Source organism: Nitrospirillum guaranorum (genome assembly GCF_034653275.1).
Lineage (GTDB): Bacteria > Pseudomonadota > Alphaproteobacteria > Azospirillales > Azospirillaceae > Nitrospirillum.
Genome location: NZ_JAYEES010000001.1, coordinates 302,711 through 317,469 on the forward strand (window position 1 = coordinate 302,711; position 14,759 = coordinate 317,469).

Consider the following 14,759-nt stretch of genomic DNA (forward strand, 5'->3'; position numbering starts at 1 on the left):
TCTACTTTATTACCACTTAAACGATTGTTATATTCAAATCCCCGTCCAGAGCTATCGATACATTAAGGAGGGAAAATGACGCAATTTCTTCGTGAAATGACCCCGGATGATGTCCAAAAGATCTTGGGTCGCGCTTTGCTGGAACCAGGCTTCCGCAAACAGTTGCTGGCCGATGTCCCGGGCACGCTGGCTATTCTGGGTTTCAAGGCGTCTCCGGCCGCGTTGGCTTTCTTCGCCAAGCTTGGGGAGCAGCCGTTCGGTGACGCGGCTGACGACATCGAGAGCTTTATTTCTGCCAATCCGCTGCCGAATACCTGGTTCTAATGAGAATCAAGGTTGGATTTGTTAATATTGGCTAATTCAACCCCTGTTTCGGCATCTATGCCGCCGATTATTTCGGACATGAGACTCAATCATTAAGATCAGGAGGTTTGTTATGGTACAAGTTGTTATGGATCATATGGGCAAAGCCTGATTGCCCTCGGTCTTCCCGTAACTGAGGCGGGCATGGCCTTCCTGCGCGCTCTGGATCAGAACCAGGTGCAGGACGACGAAGTGAAGGCCGCACCGGGCCTCCCTATTCCGAGTGTTTGGTACTGATTTTCCGGTCTGACTCGGCTGGTTATGAATGGCGTGCCTCACTGAGGAGTCCTCAGTGAGGCACGTGCGCCGTTTACAAGCATTCGGGAAGCACGCATGGCCGACGGATCGGCAGTGAACGAACCCGGCGCCGGCCGCACCCTGCTGGTGGCCATGCCCGTCGCCGCCCTGCATTATCCCGTCATCGGCCTGTCGCTGCTGAAGGGCGCCCTGGCGCGGCGGGGGATGGCGGCGGACATCCGCCATTTCTACCTGGATTTCGCTGACTATATCGGCTTCGACGCCTACGCCGCGGTCGAGGACAGCCGCTATTTCCTGGCCATGGTGGGGGATTGGGTGTTCGCCGGGGCCGCCCATGGCACGCCAGGGGGGGCACGCCGGAGGGCGAGCCATTCACCTTCCTGAACGGCCTGATGACCGGGGAATACGGCCGCTATTTCGGGCCGCAGCGCCTGATGGGCATCCTGGCCGCGCGCAACAAGGCGGCGGGCTTCATCGAGCATTGCTTCGGCCAGGTCGACTGGTCGCGCTACTCCGTCGTGGGCTTCTCCACCTCCTTCCAGCAGACCATGGCGTCCCTGGCGCTGGCGCGGCGCATCAAGGCGGCGCATCCCCACATCCTGATCGTCTTCGGCGGCGCCAATTGCAGTGACGAGATGGGGGTGGAACTGCACCGCCACTATCCCTTCATCGACGTGGTCGTAGGGGGGAGGCGGAGGAGGTGCTGCCCGACCTGGTGCGCCGCCACGGGGCGGGGTCGGATCTGGCCGGGCTGCCGGGCACCACCATCCGAGCCGCCGACGGCGCGACCGTCCCCGCCACCGTGCCCGCCGGCATGATCACCGACATGGACAGCCTGCCGCCGCTGGACTACGCCGACTTCTACGCCGACCGCGCCCGCCTGCCGGCGGTGGCGGAACGTTTTCCCGCCTTCCCCTTGTTCGAAAGCGCCCGGGGCTGCTGGTGGGGGCAGAAGCACCATTGCACCTTCTGCGGCCTGAACGGCCTGGGCATGGCCTACCGCAGCAAGAGCCAGGAGCGCGCCTATGCCGAGCTGACGGACGTGGCCGACCGCTACGGGCGCGAGATCATGGTGGTCGACAACATCCTGGACAGCCGTTACTTCGGCGACTTCCTGCCCCGCCTGGCCGCACTGGACCGGCCGCTGCTGCTGCACTACGAGGTCAAGGCCAACCTGCGGGCGGGCCAGCTGGCCCTGCTGGGCCAGGCCGGCGTGCGCAAGATCCAGCCGGGCGTGGAATCGCTCAGCACCCCGGTGCTGGCCCTGATGCGCAAGGGCACCAGCCTGTTGCGCAACGTCCAGACCCTGCGCCTGGCGGCGGAGGCGGGTGTGCTGGTGGACTGGTCCCACCTCTATGGCTTCCCGGGGGAGACGGCGGCCCACTACCACGCTGCCGCCGCGGTGGTGCCCAAGATCGCCCACCTGCATCCGCCCGGCGGCTTCCACCGGGTGCGCGCCGACCGCTTCAGTCCTTACTTCAACACGCCGGCGGCCTTCGGCGTCACCATTCGCCCCGTGCCGGGCTACAGCCACATATTCCCCCACGATGAGGACGGCATCGCGCGCCTGGCCTATCACTTCGACATGACGCCCGAGCGGCCCGACGCGGATCTGGCGGCCGGTCACGCGGCCCTGGCCGCCCAGCTGGACCTGTGGCGCCGGGGTGACGCGACGCTGACCCTGGCGCCGGCCGCCGACGGCACGGCGGTGGTGGAGGATGGCCGGGGCGCCACGCCCCGGCGGCACGCGCTGGATGCCGCCGCCACGGCGGTGCTGGACGCCTGCGCCGAAATCCAGGGTGCCGGCCCGCTGCTGAAGGCCCTGGCGCCCCGTTTCGGCGAGGCCGCCGTCACGGCGGCGGTGGCGGAGCTGGAGGCGCTGGCCCTGCTGCTGCGTGAGGGGGACGAACTGCTGGCCCTGCCGTTGCGCCAGCCGGGCTTCGACCGCGCCCCCCGGCATGAGGAAATCCGCACCTCCTGGGGGCGATCCTACTTCCATCATGCCCAGACGGCGGGACGGATGCCGGAACCGGTCGCCTGACCCTTAAGAGAAAGCTGGCGCCGGTCCGGCTGTGTCGGGTCTGGACGGATTTCCGGGACCGATATCCTTACCCCTTGGGGGGAAAGGCCCCCGGGGAGTAAGGATAGGCCGGTGTCACAGGAAATCGGCGATGTGGAACTGCTCGGTCGTGGGCACGACATAGTCGGCCCGTGTCAGCACGGTGGGATCGCCGATGCCAACGGCCACCATGCCGGCGTCCTTGATGCTGATGATGCCGGCCACCGAATCCTCGATGCCCAGGCAGCGGTCCGGCGCCGCGCCCACCAGGCGCGCGGCCTCCAGGAACAGGTCGGGCGCCGGCTTGGGCGCCTTGACCGCCGCCGGGTCGGCGATGGCGTCGATCAAGGGGGCGATGCCCAGCTGCCGTAGCAGGGGCGGGGCGTTGCGGCTGGCCGAGGCCAGGGCGATCTTCAACCCGGCGGCCCGAACCTCTTCCAATACCCGGCGGGCGCCCGGCAACAGGTCGTCCGGCGTCTGCTCCGCGATGGCGGCGGTGTAATAGCCGTTCTTGCGATCGGCCAGCACCCGCTTTTCCTCCGCCGTGCGCGTCACGCTCCCCTGTGGCCCGCCCTGGGCCAGGATCAGCTCCAGCGACCCCATGCGGTCCACGCCCTTCAGCTTCTCCTCGAAGGCCGGTTCCAGGTGGATGCCCAATTCCTCGCCCAGGCGGCGCCAGGCCGCGAAATGGATGTGGGCGGTGTCGGCCAGCACCCCGTCCAGGTCGAACAGCACGGCATCAAAGCGCGGCATGGCGCGGGCCCTCCAGCGTCAGTTCCGGGGCGGCGGGCGTCAGGTGGGCCACCTGGCCGTGGTGGCTCAGCGCCAGGCCGGGGCCGGCCAGCAGGCGGTAGGTGGTTGCGGCGTCGCAACCGACGGCGACCTCCACCCGGTTGCCCTGGAACTCCAGGCGGAAGCGGTATCCGGTCCAGCCTGGGGGCAGGGTGGGGGTGAAGCGCAGGGTGCCACCCAGGGCGTGCAGTCCGGCGAAACCCTGGGCCAGGGCCATCCAGCTGCCGGCCATGGCCGCCATGTGCAGGCCGTGGCCGGTGTTGCGGTGCAGGTCGTCCAGGTCGACCAGGGCGGTGTCGTTGAAATAGGCCAGTGCTTTGTCCATCTGGCCCAGGCGCGCCGCCAGCAGGGCGAACACGCCGGCCGACAGGGTGCTGTCATGCACCGTCACCAATTCATAGAAGGCGAAGGACCGGCGCACCGCGTCCGGCTCGAACCGATGGGGCAGCAGGCAGAAGGCCAGCACGGCGTCCGCCTGCTTGCACACCTGGTGGCGATACAGCACCAGGGGGTGGTAGTGCAGCAGCAGGGGATGGTGGTCGGCGGGCGTGCCGGCGAAATCCCAGGGCTTTTTGTCCAGGAAGCTGTCGTCCTGCGGATAAAGGCCGCTGGCCTCGTCATAGGGCAGGTACATGGCCGCCGCCGCCTGGCGCCAGCCCTCCGGCTCCTCCGCGCCCAGCCCGATGGCGGCGGCGATGCGGGCCAGGGCCTCCGGCTTCTCCCGGCCCAGGCGGGCCGCCACCTCGGCCGCGTACTCCAGGTGCGCCTGGGCCATGGCGTTGGTGTAGAGATTGTTGTCCACCATGGCCGTGTATTCGTCCGGCCCGGTCACCTCATGAATGCAGAAGCGGCCACCGCGACGGGGGTTGTAGTGCCCCATGTCCAGCCACAGGCGCGCCGTCTCGAACAGGATCTCGGCGCCGTGGCGCACCAGGAAATCATCGTCGCCGCTGGCGTCCATGTACTGGCGCACGGCGTGGGCGATGTCGGCGTTGATGTGGTATTGCGCCGACCCCGCCGGGAAATAGGCGGAGCATTCGGCACCGCCGATGGTGCGCCACGGGTACAGGGCGCCCTTGCGATGGCCCATCAGCCGGGCGTGGGTGCGGGCGCCGTCCAGGGTGCGGTGGCGGTATTCCAGGATGGCGCGCGCCACGGTCGGCCGGGTGTAGACCAGCACCGGCAGCGCGAAGATCTCCGCATCCCAGAAGTAATGCCCCTCATAGCCTTCGCCACTCTGCCCCTTGGCGCCGACGGAGGTCAGGCCGTCGCGCCCTGCCCCCTGCAGCAGCTGGAACAGGTTGAAACGCACGGCGCGCTCCAGCTCCGGCGCGCCCTCGATGCCGAGATCGGACGACAGCCAGAAGTCCTGCAGCGCCTGCGTGCGCGCCTGGCGCAGCGCGGGCAGGCCGATGGTGTTGGCGTGCGCCAGGGCGGCCACGGCGGCGCGGGCCAGCGCCTCGTCGTCCGCAGGGGTACCCTCCACGCCCTTGTCGGCGGCGTAGGCCACGCACTTCACCAGGGTCAGCACGGAACCGGGCGTCAGGGTCGTGCGCACGGTGTGGCTGACGATGCCCTGGTCGCGGATGCTGGCCGTCAGGATGGGGGCGTCGCTGGTGACGGTCACGGCGTGGCTCATGGCGACCGCCACGCCCTGGTGGCTGCGGCCGGTGCGCAGCACCATGCCGTCGCCGCCGTCCTCCTCGATCCAGCGGCGGAAGGCCAGGGCGGCCAGCTGCGGGCCCACGCGGGGGTCATGCACGCCCCCTTCGTCCGCCGCGGGCGGCTGGTGCGGGGCCAGGCAGGAATCCACCACCACCTCGGCGGTGAAGTCCTCCGCCGTCACCTGGTACTGGATGACGACGGGGCCGGGGTGATCCTCCACCACCAGGCGTTCGGTGGCCAGCCGCAGGGTGCGCCCGGCGGGCGAGCGCCAGCGCAGGGCGCGGTGCAGCACGCCGGTGCGGAGATCCAGCCAGCGGTGATGCTCCAGCACGGTGCCGGTGGCCAGGTCCAGCGGTTCGCCTTCCACGGTCAGGCCGATCAGGGTGCCGTCCGGCACTGGGATGCGGGTGTCGCTGGCCTCGGCGAAGCCCGGCGCCTTCTCGTGATAGCTGATGGGCGTGACCTCATAGACGCCGTTCAGATGCACGACGGGCGCGGTGGAACGCGCATCCTCCTCGACACCGCCGCGCACGCCGATGAAGCCGTTGCCCAGCGTGAACAGGGATTCGGTGCATTTCAGCGCCGCCGGGCTGTCGCCCCGGGCGATGACCACCCAGGGATCGGTAGCGGACGGGATGGCGGGGAAGGGGGAAGGGAGGCTGTCACGGGCGATCCACGTGGTTTCGATCTACAGGTAGCCTGGGGGACAACCAGGGCGGGGGCGCCCCGGTTCCCTCCGGCGGGGATGGTTCAGCTGTGCGGGGTGGAGGACAGTGGGGCGGCCACGTCTTCCAGCGACCGGCCCTCCGCCTTCACGCCCAGCACCAGTTCGGCGACGGCGGCGGCGATCATCAGGCCGGCGCCCAGGACGTAGCCCCACAGCACGTTGGTGCGCGAGCCGGTGTCGATCAGGGCGCCGAACACCAGCGGGCCGCAGACGCCGCCCAGGCCGGTGCCGAAGGCGAAGAACAGCGAGATGGCGACGGCGCGGATCTCCAGCGGGAAGCACTCGCTGACCGTCAGGTAGGCGGAGCTGGCGGCGGCCGAGGCGAAGAAGAAGATGACGCTCCACGCCAGCGTGATGGTGGTGGCGGTCAGCAGGCCCTGCTGGAACAGGATGCCGGTGATGATCAACAGCACGCCCGACAGGGCGTAGGTGCCGGCGATCATGGGCACGCGGCCGATGGTGTCGAAGAAGCGGCCGATGATCAGGGGGCCGAGGAAGTTGCCGGCCGCGAAGGGCAGGATGTACCAGCCCACGGAACTGGACGGCACATCGAAGAACGAGGTCAAGACCAGGGCCTCGGTGAAGAAGATGGCGTTGTAGAAGAAGGCCTGGGCCGTCATCAGTGACAGGCCCAGCACCGTGCGGCGCCCGTAGTCGCGCAGCAGCGACCGGGCCACGGCGGCGGTTGACACGGTTCGCAGTTCGCGCAGGCGCACCGGCGGGCCGGCCGGGGGCAGGGCTAGGCCCTGGGCCTGGATGCCGGCCTCGATGCGGGCGACGATGGCCTCGCCCTCCGGCACGCGGCCATGGGTCATCAGCCAGCGCGGGCTTTCCGGGATGGCGCGGCGCAGCAGCAGGATGAACAGGCCCAGCACGGCGCCGGTGAAGAAGCTGGCGCGCCAACCCATGTCCGGCCCCAGCAGCCCCGGATCCAGCAGGACGACGGCGCCGATGGCGCCCAGGGCTGCCCCCAGCCAATAACTGCCGTTGATCACCAGGGTGACCCAGCCGCGCGCGCGGGCGGGGATCAGTTCCTGGATGGTGGAATTGATGGCCACGTATTCGCCGCCGATGCCGGCCCCGGTGATGAAGCGGAACAGCAGCAGGCTGGTGAAATCCCAGCTGAAGGCGGTGGCGGCGGTGGCGGTCAGGTAGACCAGCAGGGTGATGCTGAACAGCTTCTTGCGACCCAGCCTGTCGGTCAGCCAGCCGAAGAACAGGCCGCCCAGCACGCAGCCGATGAGATAGGCGCTGCTGGCGGCCGAAACCTGGGCGTTGTTCAGGGCCAGCGACGGGCTTTCTTTCATGGCGCCGGCCACGGCGCCGGCCAGCGTGACCTCCAGCCCGTCCAGCACCCAGGTGATGCCGAGGGCGGCCACCACCAGGCTGTGGAACCGGCCCCACGGCAGGCGGTCCAGCCGCGCCGGGATGTCGGTTTCCGTCAGGGCGGCGGGCGGGCCAGAGGGCGGCGTGGTGATGGCGGTGGCGTTGGACACGGGCGGGGTCACCTTCACGGGGTAGGCCGAAGGAAAAGGAGCCGAAGGAAAAGGAGGATGGGCGGGCAAAGATCGGGGCAATGCCCGCCCATCCCCAGGGGCCGTCTTCGGGGCGACGGCCCCGTGACACTCCGGCCCCCGCTGTCGGGATGCGGGGGCCGGAAACCCAGGCGGTCAGAACTTGGCCGCGGCGCTCAGGTGGATGGACCGGCCGAACAGCGGACGGCCCAGGAAGACGCCGCTGCTGCTGGTGCCGGACCCGACCACGCGGGCGTTGCCCTCGGTGATGCCCAGCTCGTCCGTCAGGTTGGTGCCGGTCAGCTGGACGGTGTAGCGGTCGAACTCGGCCGAGACGCCCAGGTCCAGGGTGTCGTAGGCCGGCAGCGGCTGCTGGTTGTTCGGGTCGCCGTAACGGTCGCCCACGTGGGTGTAGGTGCCGAACAGGCGCAGGCTGGCCCAATCCAACGGGATCTCGTACGACGGCGCGATGGAGAACTGGAACTTGGGCTGGCGCAGCACCTGGTCGCCGTTGAAGCTGGGGTTGTCCTGGTACTTGGCATCCAGATAGGTGCCACGGAAGCTGACCGTCAGGTTGGTGACGGGCCGCACCGCCAGTTCAAACTCCGCACCCCAGGCTTCCGATCCATAGATCTCGTTGATCAGGCTGCCGCTGCCGTCGGGATTCACCACCTCCGCCTGGTACAGCAGGCCGGAGAAGGTGTTGTGGAAGCCGGTGACGTAGGCGCTGTAGTAGTGCGACGACGTCTTCAGGCCCACTTCCTGCTGCCGGATGTTGACCATCTGGTAGTCGCCGCCGCGCAGGGCGTCGAACTGCGGGAACTCATGGCCGCTGTTGACGCGGGCGTACACGCTGAGGTCGTCGGTCAGGTAATAGTTGGCGCCGACGGTCCACGACGGCTCCGTCCGGTGGGAACTGACGCCGTAGTACGTGCCGTTGGTGTAGCTGGCGGCGTTGTCGTACAGCGTCAGCGGGTTGTTATCCAGGTCGCCGGTGCTGTCGTTGCTGATGGTGCCGTTGATGCTCTGGTGTTCCATGCGGAAACCGGCGTCCAGGCGCAGGTCCGGCGTGATCTTCCATTCGTCGGAGATGAAGCCCGCCACGGCGGTGCCGTCGTAGCTGGCGTCCAGCGCGTAGAAGGAACCGGAGGTCAGGCCTCCGCGCGAGGCCTTGGCGCCGTTGTTCAGCACCACGTCCACCGCCTGCGGGTGGTTCTGCATGGTCAGCAGGTAGTTGTTGCCCAGGTACCATTGGTCCTTGGACGAATACTGGGCGAAATAGGCGCCCACCGTCAGGGTGTTGCCGGGGAACAGCTCGTGGCTGAGGCGCGCGTCGTCGGTGAAGGACTGGATGCGCTTGTCCACCGACCACATGCCCACGGCGATGACCTGCTGGTTCATGTTGGTCAGGGCCGCACCCGAGCCGACGATCTTGGCCGAGCCGCCGGTGGCGATGCCGCCGGCGGCCGCCACCACGGCGGCGTTGGCGTTGGCCGAGGTCACGGTGTCGCTGATGAACTGGCCCAGCGTCTCGGGGTTGGACCCGGTGAATTCCGACTGGGTGAAGGCCCGGCCGGTGACGAAGTTCATCTTGTTGCTGAGCTGCCAGCCCTTCAGGTCCAGGTCCAGGGTGTTGCCCAGGGTGGTCAGCTGGATGCCGCGGCCGTCGCCGATGTCCACGTTCTTGGACTGGCCGGGGCCGGTCTCGATGGTGACGTTGCGGACGTCGTTGCTGTACAGGCTGAAGGTGCCCGGGTCGGTGCCGGGGAAGGCGGAGATGTCCTTGCCGCCGTTGCTGCTGACCAGCGGGATGGCGGTGTAGAAGGCGTTCTTGTCGTCCGTGCGGCGGCCGTAGAACGTGAACTCGCCATTGTCGAACTTCTTGGTGACGTTGGCCACCACCTGGCCGCCATCGTCGGCGGGGAACTGGGTGCTGCGGATGCCCTCATTGTAGCGGTAGAAGCCGCCGACCATGAAATTCAGGTCCTTGGTGATGGGGCCGCCATAATAGGTGTCGACGCGGTACAGGCCTTCGTCACCCACGGTCAGGCGGATGCTGCCTTCCGGCGTGTCCGTGCCCTTGCGCTGGATGAAGTTCACCGTGGCGCCCGGCTGGGCGTTGGAGAAGACGGTGGCCGGGCCGCCGCGCAGCACCTCCACCCGCTCCACCGTGTCATCCAGGCGGATGAGGGTGGAGTTGTCCATGAACGACAGGGTGGGTGCCGGATAGATGGGCGACCCGTCGATCTGCATGGTGATGAAGGGCGCGTCGCCGCCGCCCGGGAAGCCGCGCACGTCGATGTTGGGGCCGGCCGTGCCGCTGGTGGATTCCACCCACAGGCCCGGCGTCAGCTTCAGCAGGTCGGCGGTGCCGTTGGGCTGCTGGGCGACGATGTCCTCGGCCTTGATGGTGCTGATGGCGAAGCTGGCGTCCAGCTTCTTCATGCCGTCGCTGCGCGCCACGCCGGTGACGATGATTTCCTGAAGTTCATCCACGGCGCCGGCGGCCTGCGGCGCCGGTGCGGTGCTCGTGGTGGTCGCCGTTTGCGCCAGGCCCACGGCCGGCATCAGCAGGGCGGCCAACGCGACGCCGCCCAACAACGCACCTATCCTGTGAGGATGTGACATTCTTCCCTCCCCTTATGTCTTGGTGTGACCCGTGACTTGGACTGGCTCGCCCCGTCGCGCCCTGACCCAAGGCTTCTTATCGGGATGGCACGCCCTGACCGGGCCGTCTACCACCCCTGCTTGAATGGAGGCACCGATAACATCGAATGACATCGATAACAAGACATCGATGTCATTCGGCAGTCACGAAGGGCGCCGGGCGATGCAAAGGCGCAACACCTGGGCGTAAACCGGGCAAGCGTTGCTGCGCCTGCACTTCGCGGATGCAGCATAAATCCTGGATATGCCGCGCTTCCTTCAAACCCTTGGCGTATCAGCATCGTGCTCCTTCTCCCGTGTGGGGTAGGGCATGGCGCTACTATTGTTATCGATGTCATTCAATGCTAGGCCTGGGCTCTGGAACAGGCGTGGGGGCCGCTCAGGAATGAGTGCGGACCCTCCCAGTGGGAATAGGGTGGATAGGGGATTGGGCCGGGTGGAACGTCTATCCGCATATGGGCCTGGACGGCGACTCGATGACGCCGCCGGGCAGGGCCAACCCGCGCTTGGCAAGGCCTCGTCTGGCAAGCACAGTGGGTTTATGAAACAGTCATCGCCCGGAATGTCCGTTTATGGGGATGTTCCTCCCTTCTGGCCTCCTTCCTGGTTTCCTTCCTCGTTTCGGACCCGCTGATGAGCCCGCGCCCCGCCAAGTCCAGCCGCCCGGCGGCCCCGTCCGTGATGGCTGACGCCATCCCCGGTGGCGCCATCCCCGGTGACGCCGCGCGCCTGACCATGGCCGACCTGGCGGAACGGGCGCAGGTCTCCATCATCACCGTGTCCCGCGCCCTGCGCGACAGCCCGTCCGTGCGCGAGGACACGCGCCGCCGCATCCAGGACCTGGCGCGGGAGATGGGCTACCGTTTCAACGCCACGGCGCGGAACCTGCGCCTGCAGCGCAGCCACACCATCGCCGTGGTGGTGGACATGAAGCCCACGCCGGAACGCCCCATGTCCGGTCCCTTTCCCTTGGACCTGCTGGGCGGCATCTGCCAGGAACTGACCACGGCCGGGTACAACGTGCTGCTGACCACGGGGCAATCGCAGCCGGCCGCCGCCGTGCAGGCGGCCGACGGCGCCATCCTGCTGGGCCAGGGCGCCGACGACACGGCCGTGCGCCAGCTGCTGCCCATGGGCGTGCCGCTGGTGGTGTGGGGGGCGCCGCAGCCGGGCGTGGACCCCGTGTTCGTGGGCAGCGACAACCACCAGGGCGGGGCGCTGGCCGCCGCCCGCCTTATCGAGACCGGCCGCCGCCGCCTGGTCTTCCTGGGCGACACCCGCCACCGCGAGAATGCCGAGCGCCTACACGGCTTCGCCGAAACCCTGGCATCGGCCGGGGCGGTGCTGGCGGCGCTGGTGCCCTGCGACTTCACCTTCAACGCTGGCGTGGCGGCGGTGCGGGGCCTGCTGGCCGATGCACCTGGTGGCCCCCTGGGCGGCGGTGCCCTGGGTGGCGGTTTCGACGGCATCTTCGCCTGCAGCGACGCCATCGCGCTGGGCGCCATGCGCGCCCTGACGGAGGCGAAGCTGACCGTGCCGGACGACGTCTCCGTCATCGGCTACGACGACACCCCCATGGCCGCCTTCCACACGCCGGCCCTGACCTCCGTGCACCAGAACTGGACCGAGGGCGGCGTCCGCCTGGCGCAGGCCGTGCTGGCGCTCATCAATGGCGAGCACCCCGGATCGGTCATTCTCCCGACCCGTTTGGTGGTGAGAGCGACCTAAGCTGGCGGCGCGCGATGAGGAAAGTACGCGGCATCCTCTGCATTGTGGTGGGATTACTACCGCTGGCCATCGTTCTGTCGGCCTATTTGCGGGCTGCCCAGATGTTCACAATTGGCCTTGCCCCTGGTTACAAGGAACGCATCATCGCCTTTGGCATTCTTTTGATCGTTCTCGGCCTCGCCAGCGTAGGGTGGGGCGTCATCCTATTGGTCCGACCGGCACGCCGCAGGCGAAAGTCCGCCTGATTGGCGGCGCGCCGGCCGGTTTTAGTAAACATCCCGGCGATAGCGGCCCTCGGCCGTCAGCGCGTCCAGGCGGTCGCGGCCCAGGATGGCTTCCAGCGCCTGGTCGACGCCCGGCGCCATGCCCTCCAGGCTGCCGCAGACGTACAGCGCGGCGCCCCGGTCCACCCATGCCCGCACCGTGTCGCCCTGGGCCGCCAGGCGGTCCTGGACATAGCCCTGGCCGTCGCGGGAATAGACCAGGTCCACACGGGCCAAGGTGCCGTCCGCCTGCCAGGCCGCGATTTCCTCGGCGTGCCAGGCGTCGGTGGCGGCATGCCGCTCCCCGAACAGCAGCCAGGCGTCGCCCTGGCGCAGCGCCTGGCGATGCTTCAGGTGGGCGCGCAGTCCCGCCAGGCCGGTGCCGGTGCCGATCAGGATCATGGGCACCGGGTGGGGCGCCGCATGGGCCGGGGCGTGGAAGCCGGGGTTGGGCCGCAGGCGCACCCGCACCTCACCACCCACCGCCACACCGGCGGTCAGCCAGCCGGAGCCCAGCCCCAGGGTGCCGTCGGGACGCGTCTGCTGGCGCACCAGCAGGTCCAGCCGGCCGGAGGATGGCAGGCTGGCGATGGAATAGTCACGGTGGTGGGCGCCGGCATCGTTGCCCGGCAGGATCTGGGCGATGTCGCCGGCGGTCCAAAGGGGAAAGGGCTGGTCCATCGGCTCCAGCGACAGGTGATAGGCGGGGCCGCCCGGGCTGCCCGGGTTCAGCAGGCGGCGCTCCACCAGGCGCCAGCGGGCGTAGGCTTCCGGCGTCCAGTCTGGCGCCGAGCCGGCGCCAATGCGGCGCAGCTGCTCCTGCCATTGGTGCAGGGCCTCGGGGTTGGTGTCGTCCACCAGCACGGGGTCGAACAGGCGGGTGGCGCCGCTGTCGCCCAGCCAGCGGTCCAGCGCGCGGCCGAAGCCGCAGAAGGTCTCATACTGCCGGTCGCCCAGGGCCAGCACGGCGAACGCCACGCCAGCCAGGTCGGCGGGGGCCGCCATGCGCTTGCGGGCGAAGGCGCGGGCGTCGTCCGGCGGCTCCCCCTCGCCATAGGTGCTGGCCACCACCAGCAGGCGGCCGCGCAGGGACTTCAGGTCCAGCTTGGCCAGTGGCAGCACCCGGGGCGCCAGGCCGCCGTCGCGCAGCGCGCCGGCGGTGCGCCAGGCCAGCTGTTCCGCCGTGCCCGTCTGGCTGGCGTAGGCGATGGTCAGGGTGGTGCTGGCGGTTGGTGGGGTGGCGGTGGCCCCGCTCAGGATGGCCCCATCCTGGGCGCCGTCGCGGGCCAGGCGCACCGCCTTTTTCTTGCGGCGGCGGTCCAGGTACATCAGCAGGCCGGTGATGGTGAACAGGGGCATGGCCCCGGCCGCGGCCATGAACACCACGGCCCCCCCGGTGCCGAAATAGGTGCCCCGATGCACGGTCAGCACCCCGGCCAGCAGCTGGGCGCCCAGCGCCTTGTCGGCGTAATGGCTCTCGGACGTCACCTGGCCCGTGGCGGTGTCCAGCACCATCTCGTCATAGGCCTGGTCCGCTGGCGCGCCCAGGGGGCGATAGCGCACGCGGGTGGGGCCGCCCGCCTTGCCCGGCGGGGTCAGCAGCGCCATGGCGTAGTGATCGCCCTCGCGCGCCAGGAAGGCGGCCCAGGCGGTATCGACCCCGGCGTTATCGACGAGGACGGGGCCGGCGTCGCCCTTGCCCCGCTCCCGGCCGCCCTTCCCGCCCTTCGGGCCTTCCTCGCGCGCTGGCAGCGGCTGGCCGATCAGCAGGCGGGTGGCGCCGTCGCGGTACCAGTCGTAGGACCACCACAGCCCGGTCAGGCCGATGACCAGGTAGACCAGCAGCACCCAGGTGCCGATGACGGCGTGCAGCGACCACAGAAAGGCGCGGCCCCTGGCCGCCGTGTCCAGCGCCAGCCACGCCCGCCAGTCCAGCGGCCGGCGGGGCCAGCGCAGGTACAGGCCCGAGACGCAGAAGAACAGCAGGGCCATGACGGCCGCGCCCGTGATCTGCCGGCCCAGGCCGTCGCCGTTGCCGGGCAGGGCCAGCCAGCGGTGCAGCCGGCGGACGAAGGCGAAGAACTCCTCCCCCGTGGCCCGGCCCAGCACCGTGCCGTCATAGGGATCGACATAGGCGCGCTCCCCCCGGTTGCCGCCCACGCCGCCGGCGAACAGCACGCGCGCCGCCTCGTCCTTGCGGGCGGACAGGAACACGCCCTCGACCCGTGTGTCGGGCCGCTGCTCGCGCACCCGGGCCAGCAGGGCGTCGGGCGTCAGCACCGGCGCCGCGCGCGGCGCCACCGTGATCACGCCGGGGCTCAAGGCCCGCATGATCTGGTCCTCGAAGCTCATGGTGGCGCCGGTGATGCCCATCAGGGCCAAGACGAAGCCCAGCGTGATGCCCAGCAGCCAGTGCAGCTGGTAGATCACCCACCGCCCCGTGATGCCACCCGCCGGCTTGGCGCCCCCGCCGAACAATCGCCCCACCTTGACGGGCGCGCGGCTACTCTGGCTGGCCCCGGCATCGCCGCCGGCCTGGTCTCTGGTCACGCTGGTCACGGTCACGTCCCCCGGGCGACGTCCCATCGCCCGATATTGCAAATCACTCGCAACTCTTATAGCGGGCGGACAGGGGATTGGGAAGAGGCGTCGGGTGGGGGGTAAGCCGCTGCTTCACCACGGCCAAAGCGCATTGCTGGCGCTAAATCAGAAATTATATGATA

Annotated in this window: 11 protein-coding genes; 6 read left to right on the forward strand and 5 right to left on the reverse strand. The window is 69.0% G+C overall.

The annotated features are described in order from the left end of the window. The first annotated feature begins 75 nt into the window (after positions 1-75). The 4 genes from UAJ10_RS01060 (at position 76) to UAJ10_RS01075 (ending at position 2,662) form a co-directional block, all read left to right on the forward strand. Positions 76-324 carry a hypothetical protein gene (locus UAJ10_RS01060; protein WP_322913411.1) on the forward strand — a complete coding sequence of 83 codons (249 nt, stop codon included), beginning with the start codon at positions 76-78 and terminating at the stop codon, positions 322-324. A gap of 372 nt (positions 325-696) precedes the next feature. After that, complete coding sequence (locus UAJ10_RS01065; protein ID WP_322913412.1) at positions 697-1,005, forward strand: hypothetical protein; 309 nt, start codon at positions 697-699, stop codon at positions 1,003-1,005. An 8-nt stretch (positions 1,006-1,013) separates the two neighbouring features. Next, positions 1,014-1,439 carry a hypothetical protein gene (locus UAJ10_RS01070; protein WP_322913413.1) on the forward strand — a complete coding sequence of 142 codons (426 nt, stop codon included), beginning with the start codon at positions 1,014-1,016 and terminating at the stop codon, positions 1,437-1,439. Then, complete coding sequence (locus tag UAJ10_RS01075; RefSeq protein ID WP_322913414.1) at positions 1,322-2,662, forward strand: RiPP maturation radical SAM C-methyltransferase; 1,341 nt, start codon at positions 1,322-1,324, stop codon at positions 2,660-2,662. The genes UAJ10_RS01070 and UAJ10_RS01075 overlap by 118 nt, the downstream gene beginning before the upstream one ends. Before the next feature lie 114 nt (positions 2,663-2,776). Here the strand turns inward: UAJ10_RS01075 and pgmB are convergent, their stop codons facing one another. The 4 genes from pgmB to UAJ10_RS01095 all read right to left on the reverse strand — a co-directional run bounded on the left by pgmB (position 2,777) and on the right by UAJ10_RS01095 (position 9,979). Next, positions 2,777-3,433 carry a beta-phosphoglucomutase gene (gene pgmB / locus UAJ10_RS01080; RefSeq protein ID WP_322913416.1) on the reverse strand — a complete coding sequence of 219 codons (657 nt, stop codon included), beginning with the start codon at positions 3,431-3,433 and terminating at the stop codon, positions 2,777-2,779. After that, on the reverse strand, positions 3,420-5,750 hold the full coding sequence (locus UAJ10_RS01085; protein WP_322913418.1) for a glycoside hydrolase family 65 protein: 2,331 nt from the start codon (positions 5,748-5,750) through the stop codon (positions 3,420-3,422). The genes pgmB and UAJ10_RS01085 overlap by 14 nt, the downstream gene beginning before the upstream one ends. 137 nt (positions 5,751-5,887) lie before the next feature. Next, entirely contained in the window at positions 5,888-7,360 is a 1,473-nt protein-coding gene (locus UAJ10_RS01090) for an MFS transporter (RefSeq protein ID WP_322913420.1), read from the reverse strand. 174 nt (positions 7,361-7,534) lie between these two features. Further along, complete coding sequence (locus UAJ10_RS01095) at positions 7,535-9,979, reverse strand: TonB-dependent receptor (protein ID WP_322913422.1); 2,445 nt, start codon at positions 9,977-9,979, stop codon at positions 7,535-7,537. A 699-nt stretch (positions 9,980-10,678) separates the two neighbouring features. Between UAJ10_RS01095 and UAJ10_RS01100 the strand changes: the two genes are divergently transcribed. Further along, entirely contained in the window at positions 10,679-11,773 is a 1,095-nt protein-coding gene (locus tag UAJ10_RS01100; protein ID WP_322913423.1) for a LacI family DNA-binding transcriptional regulator, read from the forward strand. A 14-nt stretch (positions 11,774-11,787) separates the two neighbouring features. Beyond that, positions 11,788-12,018 (forward strand): hypothetical protein, encoded by a 231-nt coding sequence (locus UAJ10_RS01105; RefSeq protein ID WP_322913425.1) that lies wholly within the window; start codon positions 11,788-11,790, stop codon positions 12,016-12,018. 21 nt (positions 12,019-12,039) lie between these two features. Here UAJ10_RS01105 and UAJ10_RS01110 read toward each other — a convergent pair whose 3' ends face one another. Beyond that, positions 12,040-14,595: a sulfite reductase flavoprotein subunit alpha gene (locus UAJ10_RS01110; RefSeq protein WP_322913427.1), complete on the reverse strand. Its 2,556-nt coding sequence runs from the start codon at positions 14,593-14,595 to the stop codon at positions 12,040-12,042. Positions 14,596-14,759: the final 164 nt, after the last annotated feature.